The organism is Streptococcus fermentans, assembly GCF_040888305.1.
GTDB classification, from domain to species: Bacteria; Bacillota; Bacilli; order Lactobacillales; family Streptococcaceae; genus Streptococcus; species Streptococcus fermentans.
On record NZ_JBFNFG010000005.1, the window covers coordinates 26,611 to 50,957 of the forward strand.

22 protein-coding genes are annotated in these 24,347 nt (G+C 35.8%); 18 read left to right on the forward strand and 4 right to left on the reverse strand.

Annotation, left to right across the window (positions count from 1 at the left end; translation table 11 throughout):
- Nucleotide 1: 1 nt before the first annotated feature.
- On the reverse strand, nt 2–1,624 hold the full coding sequence (locus AB2B50_RS05785) for an ATP-binding cassette domain-containing protein (protein WP_320692699.1): 1,623 nt from the start codon (nt 1,622–1,624) through the stop codon (nt 2–4).
- Nucleotides 1,625–1,830: 206 nt separating this feature from the next.
- On the opposite strand from AB2B50_RS05785, the gene trpS reads away from it, so the two are divergent.
- Both trpS and guaB read left to right on the forward strand, forming a co-directional pair.
- Nucleotides 1,831–2,856, forward strand: a complete 1,026-nt coding sequence (gene trpS, locus AB2B50_RS05790) for a tryptophan--tRNA ligase (protein WP_320692700.1) — start codon at nt 1,831–1,833, stop codon at nt 2,854–2,856.
- 162 nt (nt 2,857–3,018) lie between these two features.
- Entirely contained in the window at nt 3,019–4,497 is a 1,479-nt protein-coding gene (guaB, locus tag AB2B50_RS05795) for an IMP dehydrogenase (protein WP_000073399.1), read from the forward strand.
- A 54-nt stretch (nt 4,498–4,551) separates the two neighbouring features.
- Here guaB and recF read toward each other — a convergent pair whose 3' ends face one another.
- Together recF and yaaA are read right to left on the reverse strand one after the other, a co-directional pair.
- Nucleotides 4,552–5,643 (reverse strand): DNA replication/repair protein RecF, encoded by a 1,092-nt coding sequence (gene recF, locus AB2B50_RS05800; RefSeq protein ID WP_320692701.1) that lies wholly within the window; start codon nt 5,641–5,643, stop codon nt 4,552–4,554.
- 2 nt (nt 5,644–5,645) lie between these two features.
- Nucleotides 5,646–6,014, reverse strand: coding sequence for a S4 domain-containing protein YaaA (yaaA, locus tag AB2B50_RS05805; protein WP_320692702.1), 369 nt, complete (start codon nt 6,012–6,014; stop codon nt 5,646–5,648).
- Between the two features lie 161 nt (nt 6,015–6,175).
- On the opposite strand from yaaA, the gene yfmF reads away from it, so the two are divergent.
- From yfmF to AB2B50_RS05880, 15 genes are all read left to right on the forward strand, one after another.
- Nucleotides 6,176–7,426 carry an EF-P 5-aminopentanol modification-associated protein YfmF gene (gene yfmF, locus AB2B50_RS05810; protein ID WP_320692703.1) on the forward strand — a complete coding sequence of 417 codons (1,251 nt, stop codon included), beginning with the start codon at nt 6,176–6,178 and terminating at the stop codon, nt 7,424–7,426.
- Nucleotides 7,423–8,706, forward strand: coding sequence for an EF-P 5-aminopentanol modification-associated protein YfmH (yfmH, locus tag AB2B50_RS05815; protein ID WP_320692704.1), 1,284 nt, complete (start codon nt 7,423–7,425; stop codon nt 8,704–8,706). The genes yfmF and yfmH overlap by 4 nt, the downstream gene beginning before the upstream one ends.
- Nucleotides 8,707–8,743: 37 nt before the next feature.
- On the forward strand, nt 8,744–9,568 hold the full coding sequence (gene rodZ / locus AB2B50_RS05820; RefSeq protein ID WP_320692705.1) for a cytoskeleton protein RodZ: 825 nt from the start codon (nt 8,744–8,746) through the stop codon (nt 9,566–9,568).
- Between the two features lie 12 nt (nt 9,569–9,580).
- On the forward strand, nt 9,581–10,120 hold the full coding sequence (gene pgsA, locus AB2B50_RS05825; RefSeq protein ID WP_049530373.1) for a CDP-diacylglycerol--glycerol-3-phosphate 3-phosphatidyltransferase: 540 nt from the start codon (nt 9,581–9,583) through the stop codon (nt 10,118–10,120).
- Nucleotides 10,121–10,122: 2 nt separating this feature from the next.
- Nucleotides 10,123–10,950 carry an energy-coupling factor ABC transporter ATP-binding protein gene (locus AB2B50_RS05830; RefSeq protein WP_320692706.1) on the forward strand — a complete coding sequence of 276 codons (828 nt, stop codon included), beginning with the start codon at nt 10,123–10,125 and terminating at the stop codon, nt 10,948–10,950.
- A complete protein-coding gene (locus AB2B50_RS05835) occupies nt 10,935–11,774 on the forward strand; it encodes an energy-coupling factor transporter ATPase (RefSeq protein WP_070458186.1) in 840 nt (279 codons plus the stop codon). The genes AB2B50_RS05830 and AB2B50_RS05835 overlap by 16 nt, the downstream gene beginning before the upstream one ends.
- Nucleotides 11,767–12,561, forward strand: a complete 795-nt coding sequence (locus AB2B50_RS05840; RefSeq protein WP_320692707.1) for an energy-coupling factor transporter transmembrane component T family protein — start codon at nt 11,767–11,769, stop codon at nt 12,559–12,561. Before AB2B50_RS05835 ends, AB2B50_RS05840 begins: the two co-directional genes overlap by 8 nt.
- Before the next feature lie 21 nt (nt 12,562–12,582).
- Nucleotides 12,583–13,404, forward strand: coding sequence for a rod shape-determining protein MreC (mreC, locus tag AB2B50_RS05845; RefSeq protein WP_320692708.1), 822 nt, complete (start codon nt 12,583–12,585; stop codon nt 13,402–13,404).
- Complete coding sequence (mreD, locus tag AB2B50_RS05850; protein WP_320692709.1) at nt 13,401–13,895, forward strand: rod shape-determining protein MreD; 495 nt, start codon at nt 13,401–13,403, stop codon at nt 13,893–13,895. The genes mreC and mreD overlap by 4 nt, the downstream gene beginning before the upstream one ends.
- Nucleotides 13,896–13,986: 91 nt before the next feature.
- Nucleotides 13,987–15,204 carry a peptidoglycan hydrolase PcsB gene (gene pcsB / locus AB2B50_RS05855; RefSeq protein ID WP_320693306.1) on the forward strand — a complete coding sequence of 406 codons (1,218 nt, stop codon included), beginning with the start codon at nt 13,987–13,989 and terminating at the stop codon, nt 15,202–15,204.
- 195 nt (nt 15,205–15,399) lie between these two features.
- The gene (locus AB2B50_RS05860) at nt 15,400–16,614 is read left to right on the forward strand and encodes an aminoacyltransferase (RefSeq protein WP_049503297.1); all 1,215 of its coding nucleotides are present in this window, start codon (nt 15,400–15,402) and stop codon (nt 16,612–16,614) included.
- A 500-nt stretch (nt 16,615–17,114) separates the two neighbouring features.
- Nucleotides 17,115–17,393, forward strand: a complete 279-nt coding sequence (locus AB2B50_RS05865) for a helix-turn-helix domain-containing protein (protein ID WP_115904784.1) — start codon at nt 17,115–17,117, stop codon at nt 17,391–17,393.
- Nucleotides 17,394–17,407: 14 nt separating this feature from the next.
- A complete protein-coding gene (locus AB2B50_RS05870) occupies nt 17,408–17,560 on the forward strand; it encodes a hypothetical protein (protein ID WP_320693307.1) in 153 nt (50 codons plus the stop codon).
- Nucleotides 17,561–17,571: 11 nt separating this feature from the next.
- Nucleotides 17,572–20,253 (forward strand): restriction endonuclease subunit M, encoded by a 2,682-nt coding sequence (locus AB2B50_RS05875; RefSeq protein ID WP_320692712.1) that lies wholly within the window; start codon nt 17,572–17,574, stop codon nt 20,251–20,253.
- Between the two features lie 5 nt (nt 20,254–20,258).
- The gene (locus tag AB2B50_RS05880) at nt 20,259–21,635 is read left to right on the forward strand and encodes a restriction endonuclease subunit S domain-containing protein (protein ID WP_320692713.1); all 1,377 of its coding nucleotides are present in this window, start codon (nt 20,259–20,261) and stop codon (nt 21,633–21,635) included.
- Here the strand turns inward: AB2B50_RS05880 and AB2B50_RS05885 are convergent.
- Nucleotides 21,630–23,228 (reverse strand): IS1/IS1595 family N-terminal zinc-binding domain-containing protein, encoded by a 1,599-nt coding sequence (locus tag AB2B50_RS05885; RefSeq protein WP_320692714.1) that lies wholly within the window; start codon nt 23,226–23,228, stop codon nt 21,630–21,632. The genes AB2B50_RS05880 and AB2B50_RS05885 overlap by 6 nt on opposite strands.
- Before the next feature lie 324 nt (nt 23,229–23,552).
- On the opposite strand from AB2B50_RS05885, the gene rpsB reads away from it, so the two are divergent.
- Nucleotides 23,553–24,335, forward strand: coding sequence for a 30S ribosomal protein S2 (gene rpsB, locus AB2B50_RS05890; RefSeq protein WP_000268462.1), 783 nt, complete (start codon nt 23,553–23,555; stop codon nt 24,333–24,335).
- Nucleotides 24,336–24,347: the final 12 nt, after the last annotated feature.

The following is a 24,347-nucleotide window of genomic DNA, read 5'->3' on the forward strand; positions in this document are numbered from 1 at the left end:
TTTAGTCTTTCCAAAGTTCTTTGACTTTTGCTTGTACTTCAGCATTTTCTAAAAATTCATCATAGGTTTCATCGATACGGTCGATTACACCGTTTTTAGATAGGACAATAATGTGGTTAGCCAATGTTTGAATGAATTCATGGTCATGGCTGGCAAAGATGATAGATTCTTTGAAGTTTTTCAATCCATCGTTCAAACTTGAAATAGATTCCAAATCTAAGTGATTAGTAGGATCGTCAAGTACTAGAACATTTGATTTCAAAAGCATGAGTTTCGATAGCATTACACGCACTTTTTCTCCCCCTGACAAGACATTTACAGGTTTGTTAACCTCATCTCCAGAGAAGAGCATACGACCAAGGAAACCACGCAAGAAGGTATTGTCATCTTCTTCTTTACTTGCAAATTGGCGCAACCAGTCAAGAATAGATTCACCCCCAGCAAAATCAGCTGAATTGTCTTTTGGTAAGTAAGAACGACTAGTTGTAACTCCCCACTTGACAGTTCCTTCATAGTCGATATCACCCATAATAGCACGGATGAGAGCAGTTGTTTGGATATCGTTTTGTCCGATAAGAGCTGTCTTGTCACCTGGACGCAAGATAAAGCTGATGTTGTCAAGAATAGTTTCGCCATCAATCTTGACAGATAGATTTTCTACTGTCAAGAGATCGTTACCGATTTCTCGTTCAGCTTTAAAGTTGATAAATGGATATTTACGACTAGATGGCACAATTTCTTCAAGCTCAATCTTATCAAGCATTTTCTTACGTGATGTTGCTTGTCTTGATTTAGAAGCATTAGCAGAGAATCGAGCAACAAATTCTTGGAGTTGCTTAATTTTTTCTTCTGCTTTTGCATTACGGTCTACTAGCAATTTAGCAGCAAGCTCAGAAGATTCTTTCCAGAAATCGTAGTTTCCGACATAGAGTTTGATTTTTCCAAAGTCAAGGTCGGCCATGTGAGTACATACTTTGTTTAAGAAGTGACGGTCATGGGATACGACAATAACGGTGTTATCAAAGTCAATCAAGAAATCTTCTAACCAAGTAATAGATTGGATATCAAGACCGTTGGTTGGCTCGTCTAGAAGAAGAACATCTGGTTTACCAAACAAGGCTTTAGCAAGGAGAACTTTCACCTTATCTCCATTTGCTAGTTCACTCATATTTTGGTAATGAAGATTTTCAGGGATATTCAAGTTTTGCAAGAGTTGTGAAGCTTCACTCTCAGCTTCCCAACCACCTAGTTCAGCAAATTCTCCTTCAAGCTCAGCTGCACGAACTCCATCTTCATCAGTAAAGTCTGCTTTCATATAGATAGCATCTTTTTCTTTCATGATGTTGTATAGTTTTTCATTACCCATGATAACAACATCAATAACACGTTCATCCTCATAGTCAAAGTGATTTTGACGAAGCACAGAAAGACGTTCATCAGGTCCAAGAGAAACATGACCAGTTGTAGGTTCGATATCACCAGCTAAGATTTTTAAAAATGTTGATTTACCTGCACCGTTAGCACCAATTAAACCATAGGTGTTTCCTTCTGTAAATTTGATGTTGACCTCATCAAAAAGTTTGCGATCACTAAAACGTAGTGAAACATCAGATACTGTTAGCAATTTTTTTCTCCTATTATATGTAATACTCTAATTTTACTAGAAAATCAGCAAATATTCAAATTTTTATCTGTCAATTATTTGTAAAGGATGTTTACAAATAATTGACAGCTGAGTAGTTGAAATCGTAATTATTTGATAAAAAAATTTATCTGTCTTTTTATCAAAAAAATGCTATAATTGAAAGGACCATATCAAAGGAGAATAAGATGAATAAACCCATTATTTTAACAGGAGATCGTCCAACTGGGAAATTACATATCGGACACTATGTAGGTAGCTTAAAAAATCGTGTTATCCTTCAAGAAGAAAATAAATATGACATGTTCGTTTTTTTGGCTGATCAGCAAGCCTTAACTGACCATGCAAAAGATCCACAAACAATTGTAGAATCTATCGGGAATGTTGCCTTGGACTATCTTGCAGTGGGATTGGATCCGAAGAAATCAACGATTTTCATCCAAAGTCAGATTCCAGAGTTGGCAGAGTTGTCTATGTATTACATGAATCTAGTGTCTTTGGCTCGTTTGGAACGAAACCCAACAGTCAAGACAGAAATTGCTCAGAAAGGCTTTGGAGAAAGCATTCCAACTGGATTTTTAGTTTATCCGGTTGCTCAAGCAGCAGATATCACAGCTTTCAAGGCTAATTATGTTCCTGTAGGTACAGACCAAAAACCGATGATTGAACAAACGCGTGAGATTGTGCGTTCTTTCAATCATGCCTACAACTGTGATGTTTTGGTAGAGCCAGAAGGGATTTATCCTGAAAATGAAGGAGCAGGTCGCTTACCTGGTCTTGATGGAAATGCCAAAATGTCTAAATCGCTTAATAATGGTATCTACTTGTCAGATGATGCAGATACTTTGCGTAAGAAAGTAATGAGTATGTATACAGATCCAGATCACATTCGTGTCGAGGATCCAGGTAAGATTGAAGGAAATATGGTCTTCCATTACTTAGATGTTTTCGGACGTTCTGAAGATTCTCTGGAAATTGCTGACATGAAAGAGCATTATCAACGTGGAGGTCTTGGTGACGTTAAGACCAAGCGTTACCTGCTTGAAATTTTGGAAAGAGAACTTGGTCCTATTCGTGAACGTCGCCTTGAATATGCCAAAGATATGGGTGAAGTGTATAATATGCTCCAAAAAGGTAGTGAAAAAGCTCGAGAAGTTGCAGGCCAAACACTATCAGAGGTAAAAGCAGCAATGGGGCTAAATTACTTTCATTAATAGATAAAATATGAACTCTAAAACTATCTCTTCTTTAAAGTTAAAGGGATAGTTTTTTTACATTATCTATTATCAATATAATTGACAAATTTTCATAGAATGGTATGATAGATACAATACAAAAAGCGTCAAGCTCAAAAAGAAAGAAAAGAGGAAACTTCAATGTCTAATTGGGACACTAAATTTTTGAAAAAAGGTTTTACCTTTGATGATGTATTGCTTATTCCAGCAGAGAGTCATGTATTGCCTAATGATGCGGATTTAACAACAAAATTGGCAGATAATTTGACTTTAAATATCCCAATTATTACAGCAGCCATGGATACTGTAACAGAAAGCCAAATGGCTATTGCTATTGCTCGTGCAGGTGGTCTTGGAGTTATCCATAAAAATATGTCAATTGCTCAACAAGCAGATGAAGTTCGTAAGGTAAAACGTTCTGAAAATGGTGTTATCATTGATCCATTCTTCTTGACTCCAGAGCATACAATTGCAGAAGCAGATGAACTCATGGGACGTTACCGTATCAGTGGTGTTCCAGTGGTTGAAACTCTAGAAAACCGTAAGTTAGTTGGTATTTTGACCAACCGAGATCTGCGTTTCATTTCTGACTACAACCAACCAATTTCAAAACACATGACCAGTGAAAACTTGGTTACTGCTCCAGTTGGTACAGACTTAAAAACTGCTGAGAGCATTCTTCAAGAACACCGTATTGAAAAACTACCTTTGGTTGATGAAGAAGGTCGTCTTTCTGGCTTGATCACAATCAAAGATATTGAAAAAGTAATTGAATTCCCAAATGCAGCAAAAGATGAGTTTGGTCGCCTTCTTGTTGCGGGTGCTGTAGGGGTTACTTCAGATACATTTGAACGTGCAGAAGCACTTTTTGAAGCAGGTGCGGATGCCATTGTTATTGATACTGCTCACGGTCACTCAGCAGGTGTTCTTCGCAAAATCGCTGAGATTCGTGCTCACTTCCCTGATCGTACACTAATTGCTGGAAATATTGCGACGGCTGAAGGTGCACGTGCCCTTTATGATGCGGGTGTTGACGTTGTTAAAGTTGGTATTGGACCAGGTTCAATCTGTACAACTCGTGTAATCGCAGGTGTTGGAGTTCCTCAAGTTACAGCTATTTACGATGCTGCAGCAGTGGCGCGTGAATATGGTAAAACAATCATTGCTGATGGTGGAATCAAGTATTCTGGAGATATTGTTAAGGCTCTTGCTGCTGGTGGAAATGCAGTAATGCTTGGATCAATGTTTGCAGGAACAGATGAAGCTCCAGGTGAAACTGAAATCTTCCAAGGACGTAAGTTCAAGACTTACCGTGGTATGGGTTCAATCGCAGCAATGAAGAAAGGTTCAAGCGACCGTTACTTCCAAGGTTCTGTTAATGAAGCAAACAAACTCGTTCCAGAAGGAATTGAAGGACGTGTTGCTTATAAAGGAGCTGCTGCTGATATCGTCTTCCAAATGATTGGTGGTATCCGATCTGGTATGGGTTATTGTGGTGCAGCTAATCTTAAAGAATTGCATGACAATGCTCAATTTATCGAAATGTCTGGTGCGGGTCTAAAAGAAAGCCATCCACACGATGTGCAAATCACTAATGAAGCTCCAAACTACTCAATGTAATAAAAAAATCTCCTGTTTGACAGGAGATTTTTTGTTTTGATAAAACTGTAAACTTTAATTTACAATTATTTGACCCTTGTTTACTGTAAATACACTGAGGGTATCAGGCAAGTTTTGAAGATGTTCTAAACTAGTTGTCGTAATAAAGGTTTGAATATTCTGAGATATAGTTTCTAATAATTTAAGTTGACGAGTATTGTCAAGTTCACTCATAACATCGTCAAGCAAAAGAATGGGAGACTCCTTAGTGATACTCTCCATCAATTCTATTTCTGCAAGTTTTATAGATAAAACGAGACTACGATGTTGCCCTTGACTTCCAAAGCTTGCGTCCATTCCATTGATTAAGAAAATCATATCATCCCGATGAGGACCAACTCCAGTATTCTTTTTAAATAAATCTCTTGATTTACTTTTTTGAAGTGCTGCATAAAAAGATTCTGATAGGTGTTCCTTGTCAGTAAAGTTTACAGATGGTTGATAACAAATTGACAATTCTTCTAATTGGTTCGAAATATCAAAGTGTTTTTCACGACCAAAAGACTCCATTTTTTTGATAAATTCTTCTCTGTGGACCATCACTCGACAACCATAGTCTACTAGCTGGTCATCCAGAACAGATAAAAAGGTTTCGTCAATCTGATTCGCTGACTTTAAGTAGGTATTTCTTTGTTTGAGCACATGGTTGTAGCTTGACAAGTCTGACAAGTATATGGGTTTGATTTGTCCTAGTTCCATATCTATAAACTTACGTCGGATAGCTGGTGCTCCTTTGACAAGTTGTAAATCTTCGGGTGCAAATAGTACAACATTCATGTGTCCAATATAGTCAGATAGCCGAGCTTGCTTTAAGTGATTGATTTTAGTAATCCGACCTTTTGGGGTTAAGTCAACCTCAAGTGGAACAGTAGTCGTTCGTTTTTGAAGAATTCCAGAAACTTGAAGTTGTTCTTCTTCAAATCGGATTAAATTCTTGTCTGTCTTTGTTCGATGACTTCTAGTTAAAGCTAAAAAGTAAATACTTTCCAGAAGATTGGTTTTGCCTTGTGCATTTCGACCAACAAATACATTCAATTTAGGATTAAACTCAATCTCAGTATCCTGATAGTTTCTAAATTGCCTGATGGATAAGTTTTTTAGCCACATACTTATCTACCTGGGAAACGTGGTGCAGTTTTTGTTTCAGCTTTCTGGGTCTTTTTTGTTGACTTTTTTTTGACCGTCTTATTCATTTCTTTGACAAGTTTAGCCACACGTTCTTTCTCAAGTTTTTCTTGGAGATATTCTTCCTGTTCTTCTAAGCTCGGTTGCGTCAGAATGATTTGGATTTTCATGTCAGGAATGTCGATAGAGTCTCCGATTCTTACTTTTTTCCCACGACGATTTTCTAATTCCCCATTAAAATAGACAAGATGCTCAGCTAAAAAGGATTTAATAGCTCCGCCACTGTGTATAATACCAAGTTCTTTCAAGAGAGCTTGGAGAGTGATAAATTCTTCAAATAATTTGTATTCCATTGTTCACCTCAATCTTTGGTATTATACCATATTTTACCTTGAAATGGCAGAGGTAAATTCGTTAGAAATGAAAGCGATTTTAATTCTAAAAGGGATAAAGAGAACAAGAAAAATTTCTCTTTTCATGGTATAATAGAACTCTATGTAGAAGGAGGTAAGCGATGGAGTTAGTACCTGGAATTGCAGTGTATTTTATCCAATCAAAAAAATTTAAAACTAATAAAATTACTGTGCGTTTCACAGCTCCATTGTCTTTGGATTCAATTTCAAGTCGCATGTTAAGCGCCAGTATGCTTGAAACTGCCAACCAAAGTTATCCAACTGCTCAACTGTTTAGAAAACGTTTAGCAACCTTGTATGGAACTGATTTGTCAGCGCACGCCTATCGAAGAGGACAAAGTCATCTTGTGGATTTGAGTATTTCCTATGTGCGTGATGAATTTTTAAGTAAGAAAAACGTATTAACTTCTCAAATTTTAGAATTACTACACCAGGTTCTGTTTACACCATTGTCGGATGAGGATGGATTTGAGAAAAATGCTTTTGACATCGAGAAAAAACAGATCTTATCAAGGCTAGAATCAGAATTGGAAGACCCATTCTTCTTTGCACATAAAGAGTTAGATCAATTGTTTTTCCAAGAAGAATCAATGCAGCTAGTTCCCAAAGATTTAATTTCTAGAATTTCAGAAGAGACTCCAGAGACATGTTTTTCAAGCTATCATAAAATGCTAAAAGAAGACCAAATAGATATTTTCTTCTTAGGTGATTTTAATGAAATTGAAGTTTTAGAGTTTTTACATAAATTTCCTTTAATAGGTCGTAAATCAGCTGTAAACATTCAATATCAACAACCCTATTCTAATATTCTTAGAGAAGGTATTGTTAGAAAGAGATTAGGACAGTCTGTTTTAGAGATGGGCTACCATAGTTCAGTGGCATATGGTAATGAAGCACAGATGGCAGTGCTTCTTGTCAATGGTCTTTTAGGAGCCTTTCCTCATTCGAAACTGTTTACCCAAGTGCGAGAAAAGGAAGGTCTGGCCTATACTGTATCGAGTCATTTGGATCTTTTTAGTGGATTTTTACGATTGTTTGCTGGAATCGATCGGCAAAATCGAAATAAAGTAAGAAAATTGATGAATCATCAGTTGATTGACATAAAAAATGGCAAGTTTACAGATAAGGAAATTGATCAGACCAAACAAATGATTCGTCGATCCTTACTACTAGCTCAGGATAATCAAGATTCTATTGTCGATAAATATTATCTGTCAACTTTTTTTGGGAAAGCGAATCTTGATACAAAAACTTTAATCGATAAGCTTGAACAAATTGATAGAGAAGCGATTTGTGAAGCAGCAAATAGTTTTAAGTTGCAGGCTATTTATTTTATGGAAGGAGCAGAATGACCAGACCTACTTTTCAAAAGAAATATTATCCTGCTGTAAAAGAAACTTTGTATCAAACTAGATTAGAAAATGGTTTGACAGTTACTTTACTACCTAAAAAGGATTTTAACGAGGTTTATGGAGTTGTGAGTGTCCAAGTCGGTTCTGTTGACACAAGGTTTATAGTAGATGGTAAGGGCTTGCAACAATATCCTCAAGGGCTTGCTCATTTCTTAGAACATAAGCTTTTTGAAAGAGAAGATTCTGGAGATGTTATGTCAGCTTTTACAGAGCTAGGGGCTGAAAGTAATGCCTTTACGAGCTTTACAAATACTAGCTATCTTTTCTCGACCTCTGAAAATGTTCTAAAGTGCTTAGATTTGCTTGATGAACTTGTCACTACCTTCAATATGACTGAAGAATCAGTGGAACGCGAAAAGGACATCATTCAACAGGAAAGAGAAATGTATCAGGACGATCCAGATTCTTGTCTATTTTTCAATACTCTCGCAAATCTCTATCCAGAAAGTCCATTAGCTTCAGATATTGTTGGAAGTGAAAACTCAATTGATGCAATTTGCCTGGAGGATTTGAAAGAGAACTTTAAAGAGTTTTACAGACCTGTCAATAGTAATATCTTTTTGGTCGGTAATTTTAAACTTGAACTTCTTGAAGATTATTTTACTAAGAAATCTTATCTTCAAGAGAAAAAACATGAGTTTAAAAGAGAACAAATACCTTTACATCCTGTAAAGACTACTGAAAGTATACGGATGGACGTGGCTTCTCCAAAATTAGCGATTGGTATTAGAGGAAATAAAGAAATCGGAAATCGAGATCAGTATCGTTATCATCTTTTATTGAAATTGTTATTCACAATGATGTTTGGTTGGACCTCACAAAGATTTCAGAGATTATATGAGTCTGGTAAACTGGATGCTTCCTTGTCTTTAGAAATTGAAGTAGATCATCGTTTCCATTTTGTGATGTTGACAATGGATACAAAGGAACCTGTGGCACTTTCTCATCAATTTCGTAAAGCTATTCGCAATTTTATGAAAGATGAGGATGTAACAGAGGATCATTTGGATATTGTAAAAACTGAGATGTATGGGGAATTTCTTCATAGTATGGATTCCTTAGAATATATTGCTACTCAGTATCATCCAACTGAGACAGACTCGACCCTGTTTGACCTTCCTAAACTTTTGCAGGAAATTACTTTAGAAGATGTTCTAGAAGCAGGACATGATTTGATAGATAATAGCGATATGGTTGATTGTACAATTTTCCCGATATAATCGCTAGAAAATACACTAGAAAGAAGGAATGTTAAGTATGAGAAAAAAAACAATTGGTGAGGTCTTACGTCTTGCAAGAATTAACCAAGGACTGAGCTTAGAAGAATTGCACAGAAAGACAGATATTCAGCTGGATTTGTTGGAGGCAATGGAGTCAGATGATTTTGACAAACTACCGAGTACTTTTTATGCTCGTTCATTTTTGAGAAAGTATGCTTGGGCTGTTGAATTAGATGAAAATATCGTTCTAGATGCCTATGATTCGGGAAGTATGATTACTTATGAAGAAGTTGATGTAGATGAGATTGAACTTTCAGGACGTAGACGGTCTAATCGAAAGAAAAATTCATTTCTCCCGCTATTTTACTTTGTTCTTTTTTCTTTATCAATTTTAATTTTTGTAACCTACTATGTGTGGAATTATATTCAAACCCAACCAACTGCGTCTTCTGCAGCAACTTATAGTGTTGTGAGTTTAACAAGTAGCTCTAGTAGTGTAGCATCAAGTAGTAGTCAAGCTACTAGTTCATCAAGTTCGAGCGAGGCAACTACTTTGACTGTTTCAGGCCAGGGAGATGCTTTATCAGTGGAATATAAGACATCTAAAGATTCTGCGGAGCTTCAATTATCTGTTACAGATGCAACAAGCTGGATTAGTGTTTCGGATACTGATTTAGCAGGAGGAGTGACTCTTGAACCTAATAATAAAACAGCTAAAACAACCATTTCTAAAGGATCTCCAGTAACCATAACATTGGGTGTTGTTAAGGGAGTGTCAGTGAAAATTGATAATAAGGAAATTGACACTTCAAAATTAACTGGTCAAACTGGTTGGATTACTCTAACATTAAGTTCAAACTAAAGGAAGGATAACATGAAAAAAGAGAATATTCCTAATATGCTTACGCTTGGTAGAATTTTATTTATTCCGATTTTTATTCTCCTTCTATCAGTTGGACCATCTCCAGTGTTACATAAAATAGCAGCAGTTATTTTTGCTATTGCCAGTATCACTGATTATCTAGATGGTTATTTAGCTAGAAAATGGCAAGTGGTTAGTAATTTCGGAAAGTTTGCAGATCCAATGGCTGATAAATTATTGGTCATGTCAGCCTTTATCATGTTGGTCGGTCTAAAGATGGCACCAGCTTGGGTGGTAGCAGTTATTATCTGCCGTGAACTTGCAGTCACTGGTTTGCGCTTGCTCTTAGTTGAAACAGGAGGTACCGTTCTAGCTGCTGCTATGCCTGGAAAAATCAAGACATTTAGTCAGATGTTTGCGATAATATTCTTGCTACTTCACTGGAATGTACTTGGTCAGATAACTCTTTATATTGCCTTGTTCTTCACAGTTTATTCTGGTTATGATTATTTCAAGGGAAGCGCATATTTGTTTAAAGGAACCTTTCGTTAGATATGGAATCGATTATTGAGATAAAAGACCTGTCTTTTCGATATCAGGCAGATCAAGAACATTACGATGTTCATAATATTACGTTTCACGTGAAACGTGGAGAGTGGTTGTCTATCGTTGGTCATAATGGTAGTGGCAAGTCAACGACTGTTCGCTTGATTGACGGTTTACTTGAGGCCGAATCAGGGGAAATTTGGATAGACGGAGATCTTTTGACGGAAGAAAACGTCTGGGACAAACGCCGAAAAATTGGCATGGTCTTTCAAAATCCTGACAACCAATTTGTAGGAGCAACTGTGGAAGATGATGTTGCTTTTGGACTGGAAAATCAGGGAATTCCACTTGAGGATATGAAGCGTAGAGTTACAGAAGCCCTATCCTTAGTTGGGATGGCTGGATTTTCTAAAAAAGAACCTGCTCGTTTGTCAGGAGGTCAAAAACAGAGAGTAGCCATTGCAGGCGTTGTTGCCTTGCGACCAGATATTTTAATCTTGGATGAGGCTACAAGCATGTTGGATCCTGAGGGACGGCTAGAGTTAATTAAAATTGTGCAGGAAATTCGTCGAAATCATCAGATAACTGTGATTTCCATAACACATGATTTGGACGAGGTGGCCATGAGTGACCGAGTTTTGGTGATGAAAAAAGGGAAAATCGAATCAACTAGTAGCCCTAGAGAATTATTTTCTAGAGCGGATCTAGATCAAATTGGCTTAGACCAACCCTTTGTAAACCGATTAAAAGAATCACTACGTACCAGTGGCTTGAAATTACCAGAGTACTACCTGACCGAGGAGGAGCTTGAGGAGGCTTTATGGGAATTATTCTAGACAATGTTAGTTATACTTATCAGGAAGGAACCCCCTTTGCCTCAGCTGCTTTGTCAGATGTCAGTTTGACCATAGAAGATGGTTCCTATACTGCTATTATTGGGCATACAGGAAGTGGGAAATCCACAATTTTGCAACTTTTAAATGGTTTGCTAGTTCCCACAGAGGGAAGTGTTCGTGTCTTTGATACATTGATTACATCAACATCTGTCAATAAGCAAATTCGTCAAATTCGTAAACAAGTTGGGTTGGTGTTTCAGTTTGCAGAGAATCAAATTTTTGAGGAAACTGTCCTAAAAGATGTGGCTTTTGGCCCTCAAAATTTTGGAGTTTCTGTAGAAGAGGCAGAAGCTATTGCGCGTGAAAAACTAGCTTTAGTAGGAATCGATGAGTCACTCTTTGAACGAAGTCCATTTGAACTCTCAGGTGGACAAATGAGACGGGTTGCTATTGCTGGAATTTTGGCAATGGAGCCAAGAATTTTGGTCTTAGATGAGCCAACAGCTGGTTTGGACCCAATTGGTCGAAAAGAGTTGATGACCTTGTTTAAAAAGCTTCATCAAGATGGCATAACAATTGTTTTAGTAACTCACCTTATGGATGATGTGGCCGAATTTGCTGACCAAGTTTATGTGATGGAAAAAGGGAAACTAGTTAAGGGTGGGAAACCAAGTCTTGTCTTTCAAAATGTCGAATTTATGGAAAAAATCCAATTGGGTGTTCCTAAAATCACACGATTTGCTCAAAGGCTAGTTGACAGAGGAATTTCTTTCGAACAATTGCCGATAACGATAGAGGAGTTTAAGGAGTTTATCAATGGATAATATGATTTTAGGTCGATACATACCAGGAAATTCGATTATTCATCGTCTAGATCCTCGTAGTAAGTTAGTAGCAATGATTTTATTGATCATTATCGCTTTTTGGGCCAATAATCCAATTACAAATCTCATACTCTTCATTGCAACAGGCATATTTGTTGTTTTATCAGAAGTTCCCTTATCTTTTTTTATAAAAGGTTTGCGATCTATGTTTTTTCTGATTGCTTTTACAACCCTTTTTCAACTGTTCTTTATCTCTGGTGGTCACGTCTTGTTCGAGATGGGATTTATAAAAATCACAAGCTATGGTATTGAGCAGGCTGGAATCATTTTTTGTCGCTTTGTGTTGATTATTTTTTTCTCAACTTTGCTAACCTTGACGACTATGCCACTAAGTTTGGCAACAGCAGTTGAATCCTTGCTTGGACCTTTAAAAAGATTTAAGGTTCCAGTTCATGAGATTGGGCTCATGTTGTCTATGAGTTTGCGATTTGTACCAACCTTGATGGATGATACGATTCGCATTATGAATGCTCAAAAGGCGCGTGGTGTTGATTTTGGAGAAGGAAATATAATCCAAAAAGTTAAGGCTATGATTCCTATTTTGATTCCTTTGTTCGCTACAAGTTTGAAAAGAGCGGATTCTCTGGCTACAGCCATGGAGGCTAGAGGATATCAAGGCGGGAACGGACGCAGTCAGTACCGGCAGTTGAATTGGATGAACAGAGACAGTATAGCGCTATTATTTGTTTGTGTATTGGGTGCAATTCTATTTTTGCTAAAATCTTAGAATGTAATATAAGGTAGAGGTATGAATCGTTTTAAAAAATCAAAATATATCATTGTTCTATTTGTCGTTATACTAGTAGTTTCTGTTTTTTTAGTGACAACACAATCAAGTGCAGTTGTAACAAAAGCTGGAGATGAAATTTCATTAGTCGATAGAATAGTGCAAAAGCCTTTTCAATGGCTTTCTTCCGTAAAATCTGATTTAGGTCGTTTGACCAGAACCTATAACGAGAATGAAACTCTCAAAAAAGAACTCTATCAGATGAAGAAGGAAACGAATGAAGCAGACAGTCTGAAGGAAGAAAATGAGCAACTACGTCAGTTATTGGATATGAAGTCAAAATTGAATGCAACCAAGTTAATTGCTTCTGACGTCATCATGAGAACTCCTGCAACCTGGAAACAAGAGTTGACAATTGATGCAGGTTCTCAACAAGGCGTGACAAGCAATATGCTTGTTATAGCTGGTGGGGGACTTATTGGAAGCGTGGGAAAGGTTGAAGATAACTCTACTGTGGTCAACTTATTGACCAACGCGGAAAATACGGAGAAAATATCCGTTAAAATCCAACACGGTTCTACTAGTATATATGGCATTATCATTGGGTACGACAAAGAAAAAGACTTGCTTAAAATAAGCCAGTTAAATAGTAGTAGTGATATCAGTCAAGGAGACAAGGTAGTAACAGGAGGTCTGGGCAACTTTAAAACAACAGATATTCCCGTAGGAGAGGTTGTATCAGTTACCCATAGTAGTGATTATCTAACAAGAGAAGTTATGGTCAAACTCAATGCTGATCCAATGAACCTAAAAGTCGTAGAATTAGTGGGGAATCCATCATGAGACTGTTGAAGCAGATAGGGATGTTTTTACTCTTGCCTATAGTTGTCTTAATAGACAGTCATTTAGGGCAATTTGTAAATAGTTTTTTTCCACATTTTCAAATTGTGAGCCACTTTATCTTCATCTTCTTGTTGTTTGAAACTATTGAAGTATCGGAGTATCTGTTTTTAGCTTATTGCCTAGTTCTAGGGCTTATATACGATATTTATTTCTTCCATTTGATTGGAATCGCTAGTCTTCTATTTGTGATTATTGGAGCAATAGTGTATAAAAGCAACTCAGTTATTTTGTCAAATAGATGGACTCGACTATTAGCTATTTTAATGATGACTTTCTCTTTTGAATTTGGCAGTTTTCTTCTAGCGCAAATGATTGGCTTAACTGCTGAAAGTATAACAGTTTTTATCGTTTATGGTCTAGTTCCATCAATGATATTAAACTGTCTATGGATGTTAATTTTTCAGTTTATTTTTGAAAAAATATATCTATAAGAAAGAAACAAAACTGTAATAAAGGCGTAATATTTATTAGGCCTTTTTTTGATATACTAGTATTGTCGTAAAAGAAGGAGTATTCACACTTATGAAGAAAAAAATCCTAGCATCACTTTTGTTAAGTACAGTATTGGTCTCACAAGGAGCTGTTCTTTCAAGTGTTAAAGCAAATACAACAGATGAAAAGATTGCTGCTCAAGATAGTAAAATTAGTAACTTGACAGCTCAACAGAAAGAAGCTCAAAAACAAGTAGACGAAATTCAAACTAAAGTTTCAGCTATTCAATCAGAGCAAGAAAAATTACAATCTGAAAACGAAAAACTTCAAGAAGAATCTAAAAAACTTGAAGGTGAAATCGCAGAGCTTTCAAAAAATATCGTAGCACGTAATGAATCACTTGAAAACCAAGCTCGTAGTGCACAAACGAACGGAACTGCTACAAGTTATATCAATACGATTATTAACTCTGACTCAATTACAGAAGCTATTTCTCGTGTAGCAGCTATGAGTGAAATCGTATCAGCAAACAATAAAATGTTGCAGCAACAAAAAGAAGATAAGAAAGCTATTTCTGAAAAACAAGTTGCAAACAACGAAGCAATCAATACAGTCATTGCTAACCAACAAACGCTTGCTGACGATGCTCAAGCTTTGACAACAAAACAAGCAGAATTGAAAGTAGCTGAGTTAAATCTTGCAGCTGAAAAAGCTACAGCAGAAAATGAAAAAGCTAGCTTGTTGGAGAAAAAAGCAGCAGCAGAGGCAGAAGCCAAAGCAGCAGCAGAGGCAGAAGCAGCTTATAAAGCTAAACAAGCAAGTCAACAACAAACAGTTGCTGCTTCAGCAAATACAACCTTTGCTGCACAAGTACAAGCAACTTCAAGTTCTTCATCATCTTCATCATCAGATGATGACTCAAGTTACACACCTGCACCAACTCCTGTAAGTCAACGACCAACTTATAGTTCAAACGCTTCAAGTTATCCAGTAGGTCAATGTACATGGGGAGCAAAAACTTTAGCACCATGGGCTGGCGATTACTGGGGAAATGGTGGTCAATGGGCTGCAAGTGCAGCGGCTGCAGGTTTCCGTACAGGTTCTACACCACAAGTTGGAGCAATTGCTTCATGGGATGATGGAGGATACGGACATGTAGCAGTTGTTACAGCAGTTGAATCATCAACTCGTATTCAAGTTTCTGAATGTAACTATGATGGTAGTGGAACTCAACCAATCGGAAATTATCGTGGATGGTTTAATCCGACAGCATCAAGAGGTACTGTAAGATACATTTATCCAAACTAATATATTAATTATTATTAAATTTAGGGTGAGGTTTTATTAATCTCACCCTTTGTATAGTATTAATAAAAAATTTTCATCAGAATGTTTTTGTCATTATGGAATTAAAGATGGGATGAAAATTATCGGATATGTAGCTAGGATAAGTATGTTTATCTAACGAAATAATATGTTTTTAAGAGAGTTGGTACTGGAATTATGTTTACTTATAAAATGAATGTTGATGTTCAAGAGTGGGATTTATTTTTAGAAAATCATCCTCAAGGGAATTTATTGCAGAGTAGTGATTGGGCCAAGATAAAGGATACTTGGGGGAATGAGAGAGTTGGATTTTATAAAGAGAATCAACTAGTTGGAGTAGCGAACATCTTAATTCAGCCTCTTCCATTAGGATTTTCCATGTTCTATATTCCAAGAGGCCCAGTTATTAATTATGAAGATAAAGAACTTCTGAAATTTGTGATTTTAACATTGAAAAAAATTGCTAAAAAAAGCAATGCAATAATGGTTAAATTTGATCCAAGCCTTTTTATCAGTCGAAGTCTGATCGACCAAAAAACTATTCAAAATTCTAAAACTTTTGAAATTGTTGAGGAATTGCAAAAAAATAAAGTTCATTGGACAGGATTGACAAAGGATATGGCAGAAAACATACAACCTCGTTTTCAAGCTAATATTCATAAAGAAAACTTCTCGCTGGATCAACTGTCCAAATCTACTCGACAGGCAATCCGAACTGCAAGAAATAAAGGATTGGAAGTGAAATTCGGTGGACTTGATTTATTAGATGAATTTTCATTTTTAATGAAGAAAACAGAGTCTCGTAAGAACATCAGTTTACGAGGAAAAGATTATTATCAGAAGTTATTGACTACTTATCCTGATCATTCCTTTATCACACTGAGCTATTTAGATTTACCTAATAGACTGAAAGAAGTTGAGCAGCAACTGGAAAAAAATCTTAAAATAGCGCAGAAATTCACTGATAAAACGAAAGAAGGCAAAATAAAAGAGAATCAGCAAGAGAGAAAACGATTAGAGGAAGAAATTTCTTTTCTTAAAAGTCATATTGATAGAGGGAACAGTGTTGTTCCATTGTCTGGAACTTTGACCATCGAATTTGGGAAAACTTCTGAGAACTTATATGCTGGAATGAATGAGGAATTTAGACATTATCAACCTGCTATTCCAACATGGTTTGAGACTGCTCAACATTCATTTGAACGCGGGGCAGAAACTCATAATATGGGTGGAATTGAAAACAACTTAGAGGGTGGGTTATTTAATTTTAAATCTAAGTTTAATCCCACTATCGAGGAATTTGCTGGTGAGTTTAATTACCCAACTAGCTCATTGTATTTCTTGTTTAATATAGCCTATAAAATCCGTAAGAAACTTCGAAGTAGCAAGTAGAAAGTCAAAGACTTATTGGCAAGTTCAATCTTTAGTAATTGTTTTTTTTGATAACATAGAGTATGAAGATATGATACTTGCTATAAAAAAATATAAAGTAGATTCTTTCATATCAAAATATTTAAGTTATCAACTCGAAATATTTTGTATTTATCTGAGTCTCAACATAAGCGGTTATTGCACATTTAGCAGTAACCAATTTATGTTGGGATGTTTTTTATTTGAAGTTGATAAATTTTTTTTAAATTTCAGTTGGGAAGTTACGTTATGAAGGAAAAACTAGCTTATATTATCCAATTAGATAGTGATAACTAACTGATGCCTTAAAACGGCTTTATAACAACAAGAAAACTAACCATTGATAGCTGAAAATGCCAAAAACGGCTAGTTTTTGTTGTTTTCTCGTTGAGAATTTACTTCAAAATATTTTACGGTGTATGTATATGACCTTTTATGTGGTTTTGTTTTGTGATATAATAATTAAGTTAGGAGGGTTACTTATGGTTGAATTTACTCTTGAACCTTTCGCAAATGATACTTTCCGCCTGCTAAAGTCGCTGAAGGAAAATCAAGTCGAAGTGAAAGGCGATTATTATATCCCCCTATCTCAACAAGAGATAGCTGACATCAACCACATGTCAAAATTAAAAACAAATAGACTATTGCGTGACTTGATTGAGGGAGATTATGTTTGCCCTTATCAAAATAAGCGTGGTAAGTATGCAATTACTGAAAAAGGTCAAAAAGTTTTACGCCTAATTCAGAAGAAAAATGCTTGACGAAGGAGAGAATGATGGTACAATCATTAGACAAGACAAGACAAGACAAGACAAGACAAGACAAGACAAGACAAGAAATTAAGGTTATTTCTTTAACCTCTTTTTATGCTACAAAAAGAAAGACAGAATTTACTACTAAGCGTGTAAGTTCTGTTTTTAGTGTTTAAGGAGGTTTATTGTGGAAATTAAAGATATTCTAAAAAATGGCGAGTATGACTTGCTGACAGACTTTTCAAAAGAAGAAATTAAATGGCTAAATGATAAAATAAAAATCCGTAAAGACGGCAAAGCAGGTGTTGAGTGTATTGTTCGAGGCATGAATAGGGACAATGATTATTTTGAATTAAAACCAGAAGAAATTGTGAGACAACTATACGCATATAAGCTCATTGAGACTTATGGCTATCCAAAAGAATTACTCGATTTTGAAGTTTTGACAACATTTGCAGGTCGTGAAAAAATTAGAGAAAAACGGATTGATATAGCGATTTATGAAAATAGTAAGAAAAAGAAGATTTCAACCATTATTGAAGTTAAACGACCAAATGTAACTGATGAAAATAAAATTGAAGGAGATGAATTCTCAACACCTAAAGAACAAATGGCTTCATATTGCAAGCAAAATCAAGTTCAAATAGGTGTCATTGCAAATGGTGGAAATTTATTAAAATTCTATAAATTTCCTGATTTTGATAATGAATTATCGTTGACTACATTTCCTAGTTATAAGGAAAGCATCGACGATTGGGTCAATGGTCAGCGGTTCACTCTAAAACAGTTGATGATTTATGACCGCCTAAATAATGAAACATTGAAGGAAATTATTTCAGAAGTAGAACAGCGTTTTGGTGCGAACGATTCTAGTGATAAGGCTTTTGATGAGCTATTTAAGTTAATTTTTACAAAACTTTATGATGAAAAAATATCTGCTGATGATGCAGATGCAATTTCAAATCAGATGCGTTACGGAAATAAAAGCCTCAAAGAAATTGATGACAGACAGTTCCGAACCTTGGAATTTAGAGCCAAAGAACAAGAAAGGGCAGATGATGTTTACAAGAATATATCTGACTTATATGAACGAGCAAAGAAGAAATGGCCAGGTGTCTTTCCGTCCAATTCAAAACTAGAGATGCAGAAAGCAACAGTAAAGTCGTGTGTCAAGGAGCTTCAAAATGTTAAATTGTTCAACTCAAATTTAGAAGTGGTTGATGAAGCTTTTGAGCAATTAGTAAACAAAGGTCAAAAAGGAGATATGGGGCAATATTTCACACCACGATATGTTATTGATATGTGTGTGAAAATGCTAAACCCTTCCCCTGATGAAAAGATGATTGATACAGCTGCTGGAAGTTGTGGCTTTCCGATGCACACGATATTCCACTCTTGGAACATCTTAAACCCTAATAAAGACAATCTATTTACAACCGCTAAACGTACACAGCGAGAAGAAGATTATGTCAAAGATAATGTCTTCGGTCTGGATTTCAGCGAGAAAAGTGTCCGTGTTGGTCGTATGTTAAATATCGTTGCTGGCGATGGACACACAAATGTTATCGAATTAAATACTTTGGACTATGAAAATTGGACAAAAGATTATGTCAGAAATGAAGAATGGTCTGATAAATACAGAGAAGGTTTTGATAGACTAAAAAATATTAGTCGCAATCCCAAAGCAGATAGTGACCGTGAACGATTCAAAGAATTTGATTTTGATATTGTAATGGCGAATCCACCTTTTGCTGGAAAACTTACAAACAAAGAACAACTTAGACAATATTTATTAGGACGGAAAGAAGGGGATGAAAAAGCTGATTTGCAAAATACTATCGGTAGAGATGTTTTGTTTATCGAAAGAAATATTGATTTCTTGAAACCTGGTGGGAGAATGGCTGTCGTTCTGCCACAGGGACGATTCAATAATTCTGATGAGAAATACATCCGTAATTATATCTTAGAGCGTTGTCGACTTTTAGGAGTAGTAGGTTTACACGGCTATGTATTCAAGCCACATACTAGTACAAAAACAAGTGTATTATTTGTTCAAAAGTGGACAAATGAGGTTGATGAAACTCGTGGTTATTCCAATATCTGTCCTAAGCCAGAAGCAGACGAAAATGGAAATATAGATTATCCTATCTTTTTTGCTACCATGCAAGAACCAAGTAAAAATGGTTCAGGAGATAAGATTTATGTATCTGAAAACTATGTTACTTGGACTTTTTATGAGTATGAAACAATCAATGTTATTACTCGAAGAAGTGATGGTGCTGTCATTTCAGAACAAGAATATGAAATAGAACGTAGTAAAAAGACTTTTAGGAAATCGCATTATAAAATACAAGCGGAGACTAAGGTTACTAAAATAGAAAAAACTAACAAGGATGACGAAACACGCTTCATAAGAGATTTATTTGTAGAAGAATATGGTGACCTTAATACCCATAGACATTGGCAGTTAGAGAATGTTGAATTTGTTATTAAGCAAAATAAAAAATCTGATGAGAAACCTGAAAGGCTTTCTATTGAGGAATATTTGTTGCTAGATTCATCTGAAAAAGATAATTACAAGAAGTCTCCTATTCTGGGGAAAAACAATAATCAACTTATTTCATACGATGAGTACAATCAACTCTCTAGCGAATGGAAGAAATATTATAAAGTTTCAGAAGAAATCAATGAGTTTACAGAACGTATTAAAGATACTCATGGTCATATTTTTGTAAAACATGACCTTTTCAATCATGACCCAGAATTAGAGAACAAAAACCCTTATAATCTTTACTCACAGGATGGTATTGCAGAAGCCTTTTTGGAATTTGCAAGACAAGAAGGACTCTCTTTTGTAAAGGAGAGTTGATTGTAATGGCAAAACTTAAAATAATACACTTTCAAAAAATTTGTCGTGATGAGGATTTCCGCATTGAAGCAGAATATTGGAATTCTAACAAAAATAAATTAGCTCTAAAAGCTAGTGAAGCTATTTCTTTTTCACAATATGGCACTTCTAAAACATTAAATGAAGATAAATTGGGCTTTCCCATTTTAAGGCTTAATGAATTTGATTCCTTCTTTATTGGGGAACCTCAAAAGTATACAGACAAAATTGATCAAGAGACTTTTTTTAATCTGAAGCTAAAAAAAAATGATGTTTTAATTTGTCGAACAAACGGAAATCCAAAATATGTTGGTAGGGCTTCGATTGTTCCGGAAGATTATGACTATGGCTTTGCTTCCTATCTTTTTAGAGTTCGACCTGATTCTAAAATTATAAACTCAGCAACATTAGTCGCTTACTTAAATTCTAAATACGGGCGTGAAGAAATTGAAAAATATTCTTTGGTAAGTAATCAAGCTAATTTTAGTCCTGCAAAATTTAGGAAAATTAAGTTACCACAATTTAGTAGCATATTACAAGAAAAAATAGAAGATATTATTTTTGATTCATATAACTATTTAAAACTTTCTAAAAAGAAATATAAAGATGCGGAAAGAAACTTACTAGATTTGTTGGAATTTGGTGGTCTGTCTAAACAAAGAGAAAGAAAGCAAATATCTATTAAAAGTTTGAAAGAGATTGAGTCTTTTAATAGATTAGATGCCGAGTATTATCAACCTGTATATGATAAAATCGAAAACAATATTTTTGATAATTTTTTAGGAAGGTCAATTTTTGATAGTAATATCGAGATTATTGATGCATCTTTTTCAGCAGAAGCACAGAAAAAATACAAATATATAGAATTATCAAATATAGGAGATTATGGAGAGATAAAAGACTTTACAGAAGATATAGGTTCTAAGTTACCAAGTAGGGCGAGAAGGTTGGTTAGAACAGGTGACGTTTTGATTTCAAGCCTTGAAGGATCTATTGAAAAGTGTGCTGTTATCACAGAAGAATTTGAAGGTGCTATCTGTTCAACAGGCTTCTTTGTTTTAAGGAGTGAAGATATATCTCCCTACTACCTATTATTATTGTTAAAATCAGAAATAATGCAATCGCTTCTAAAAAAACGATGTTCAGGGACTATAATGCCATCTATTGGAAAAGGAGAGCTAGAATCACTACTCATCCCACAACTCCAGTCTCACAGTCAACAAAAAATTTCAAATACTGTTAAGAGTAGTATTAGTTTTAGGAAACGAGCAATAGAATTGAATAGTTTGGCACAAAAGGCTGTTGAAATTGCTATAGAAGAGGGGGAAGATGAAGCCCTTACATTTATAGACAAGAACTTATAACACATACCCACTAGACCGCATCACTTCCAAATCTTCTTCATCTATGAGTTTATTTCGGTCTTTTGCGAGTTGTTGGTAGAGTATATCTTGAATATTATCCTGCTTCAAGATAACTGATACCAACGACCAATGAGCTAGTTTCTTGTAACGAGGAATCCGACATTCCTTAGCGATAGCGTATAGGCGTGTTTTTGGCAAGTCTAAGAGGTACTCACGCTTATTGAATGATAATACTCCATCTTCCTCGTTAAACTTGAAATAGGGGTTATCAATGGCATTTCTAGCCTTTTCCGTTTCTTCTTTCAATACTTCCATATAGCGAGAACTTGGTTTTGGTAATGATAATTCTTTTTGCCTTACTTCGGTTGAAGTAAGGTTTTTCTTTGTTTTCAAAATCTCAATAAAGATATTTTCTGCATCATTCTGTGAGGTTGGGTAATGACCGTTAGTAGTTCGCCAATTTCTGATATAAGTGAAAAATCCAATATAATCTTGAAGGTGTTTTGTTGATACATTTGTCATATCACGGTAGATATATTGCTTAATCTCATTATGCAGTTCATTGACACGAGCAAGAGAAAGTCCATTTTGGTATTTTATATCGTTAAAAGTATCAAATAGGATTTCGCCACGGTTGGTTATTTTGTCTGTTATCCCTTCATAGTAGAGGTGTTCTAATACCTTTTTGTTGGTTTTCTTTTCAAATTCTTCTGTTGCTTGAATGATATAGCCGTAGTTACCTATGATTTTTAAGAAATTTGAAGGTCTAACATAGTGTGGAGTGTTTCTTAACTGACAATAATCTTCATACACGCTATTGGCATCGCTACATAAATAAGCGATGTTATCAAAGTGTTGGTCAAATAAATCAAAGAATAGTTCAGGAGACAGTTTTCCAAGACTAGCAACCTTACAAACACAATAACCACGATTATCAATAGCAGTTACAACAGTCGCAAACTCTGCTCCCATAACACCATATTGAGAGGGTTGGCGACCATATCTAGCTTTACGCTCGACACTATTTCCGATGGTGGATTTTAGCTTCCGACTTCCTTTTTGACTTTCTCGGATAAAAGTTTCATCAACTTGCACAACGCCTGTTAGTTTTGGCATGGGCATTTCAGCTAGAGTATGTATTAGTTTCATTCTCCAAAGCCATACCGTCTTGTAGTTGATACCTTTGCAACCATAGTCTTTAGTCAAAACATTTATCATATCGTGTATGGAATAGCTGTTAATTGTCATTTCTAGGACTTTAATCCAAATATCCCAATGCCAACGTGTTTTTTCTAGGATAGTATCTGTAAAACGAGTAAACCTCCTATTGCACTCTTTACACTTGAATTGTTGGATATTATTCTTACGACCGTTTTTAACTATATCGTGAGAGGAGCAAGTAGGACATGAAGAATTTACTTCTAAACTCTCTAACCGTTGCTCAAAGTTTGAAACGGTCAGTTTGTTAAGGGTATCGGAGAAGTCGCTGTCTTGGGTATTTGAGTAATGTTCTACAACGCTTTTGAATTGAGTAAACGGCAATTTCTCAATATAAGCCATAACTTCATCTAAATTCAAGTTTTTCTTAGCCATAAAACACCTCTCTAACAACATACGGTTTAATTATCTACACTATAATTATAACATAAAACAATCTGGATTCACAGTAAGAAACAGCCTTGAAATAGAGTTATTGAGTTTAGAAATGTTGTTATAATGGCGATTTGAACTATCACACCATTATTGGATAATATAAAAACTAGCACAATTACTTGAAAAAAAGGTTCAACTATGTTATAATGTAACTTGTCGTGTAAACGATAATACTCATTCTTGATGAATTGTGAAGCTGTTGCCTTCGGGTCGTTTTGCAAGCTGAAATCAAGAAGAGGAAAAAAACAAAAAGGAGAAATACTCATGGCAGTAATTTCAATGAAACAACTTCTTGAGGCTGGTGTGCACTTTGGTCACCAAACTCGTCGCTGGAACCCTAAGATGGCTAAGTACATCTTCACTGAGCGTAACGGAATCCACGTTATCGACTTGCAACAAACTGTAAAATACGCTGACCAAGCATACGACTTCATGCGTGATGCTGCAGCTAACGATGCAGTTGTATTGTTTGTTGGTACTAAGAAACAAGCAGCTGACGCAGTTGCTGAGGAAGCAGTACGTTCAGGTCAATACTTCATCAACCACCGTTGGTTGGGTGGAACTCTTACAAACTGGGGAACAATCCAAAAACGTATCGCTCGTTTGAAAGAAATCAAACGTATGGAAGAAGATGGAACTTTTGAAGTTCTTCCTAAGAAAGAAGTTGCACTTCTTAACAAACAACGTGCACGTCTTGAAAAATTCTTGGGTGGTATCGAAGATATGCCTCGTATCCCAGATGTAATGTACGTAGTTGACCCACATAAAGAGCAAATCGCTGTTAAAGAAGCTAAAAAATTGGGTATCCCAGTTGTAGCGATGGTTGACACAAACACTGATCCAGACGATATTGATGTAATCATCCCAGCGAACGATGACGCTATCCGCGCAGTTAAGTTGATTACAGCTAAATTGGCAGACGCTATCATTGAAGGTCGCCAAGGTGAAGATGCTGTTGCAGCAGTTGAAGCAGAATTTGCAGCTTCAGAAGCTCAAGCAGACTCAATCGAAGAAATCGTTGAAGTTGTAGAAGGCGACAACGCTTAATTCATAATAAAT

Bases quoted from the DNA above. Each gene is read 5' to 3' on its own strand.
- trpS (WP_320692700.1), top strand. From the start codon at position 1,831: ATGAATAAACCCATTATTTTAACAGGAGATCGTCCAACTGGGAAATTA.
- guaB (WP_000073399.1), top strand. From the start codon at position 3,019: ATGTCTAATTGGGACACTAAATTTTTGAAAAAAGGTTTTACCTTTGAT.
- recF (WP_320692701.1), bottom strand. From the start codon at position 5,643: ATGTGGCTAAAAAACTTATCCATCAGGCAATTTAGAAACTATCAGGAT.
- yaaA (WP_320692702.1), bottom strand. From the start codon at position 6,014: ATGGAATACAAATTATTTGAAGAATTTATCACTCTCCAAGCTCTCTTG.
- yfmF (WP_320692703.1), top strand. From the start codon at position 6,176: ATGGAGTTAGTACCTGGAATTGCAGTGTATTTTATCCAATCAAAAAAA.
- yfmH (WP_320692704.1), top strand. From the start codon at position 7,423: ATGACCAGACCTACTTTTCAAAAGAAATATTATCCTGCTGTAAAAGAA.
- rodZ (WP_320692705.1), top strand. From the start codon at position 8,744: ATGAGAAAAAAAACAATTGGTGAGGTCTTACGTCTTGCAAGAATTAAC.
- pgsA (WP_049530373.1), top strand. From the start codon at position 9,581: ATGAAAAAAGAGAATATTCCTAATATGCTTACGCTTGGTAGAATTTTA.
- AB2B50_RS05830 (WP_320692706.1), top strand. From the start codon at position 10,123: ATGGAATCGATTATTGAGATAAAAGACCTGTCTTTTCGATATCAGGCA.
- AB2B50_RS05835 (WP_070458186.1), top strand. From the start codon at position 10,935: ATGGGAATTATTCTAGACAATGTTAGTTATACTTATCAGGAAGGAACC.
- AB2B50_RS05840 (WP_320692707.1), top strand. From the start codon at position 11,767: ATGGATAATATGATTTTAGGTCGATACATACCAGGAAATTCGATTATT.
- mreC (WP_320692708.1), top strand. From the start codon at position 12,583: ATGAATCGTTTTAAAAAATCAAAATATATCATTGTTCTATTTGTCGTT.
- mreD (WP_320692709.1), top strand. From the start codon at position 13,401: ATGAGACTGTTGAAGCAGATAGGGATGTTTTTACTCTTGCCTATAGTT.
- pcsB (WP_320693306.1), top strand. From the start codon at position 13,987: ATGAAGAAAAAAATCCTAGCATCACTTTTGTTAAGTACAGTATTGGTC.
- AB2B50_RS05860 (WP_049503297.1), top strand. From the start codon at position 15,400: ATGTTTACTTATAAAATGAATGTTGATGTTCAAGAGTGGGATTTATTT.
- AB2B50_RS05865 (WP_115904784.1), top strand. From the start codon at position 17,115: ATGGTTGAATTTACTCTTGAACCTTTCGCAAATGATACTTTCCGCCTG.
- AB2B50_RS05870 (WP_320693307.1), top strand. From the start codon at position 17,408: ATGGTACAATCATTAGACAAGACAAGACAAGACAAGACAAGACAAGAC.
- AB2B50_RS05880 (WP_320692713.1), top strand. From the start codon at position 20,259: ATGGCAAAACTTAAAATAATACACTTTCAAAAAATTTGTCGTGATGAG.
- AB2B50_RS05885 (WP_320692714.1), bottom strand. From the start codon at position 23,228: ATGGCTAAGAAAAACTTGAATTTAGATGAAGTTATGGCTTATATTGAG.
- rpsB (WP_000268462.1), top strand. From the start codon at position 23,553: ATGGCAGTAATTTCAATGAAACAACTTCTTGAGGCTGGTGTGCACTTT.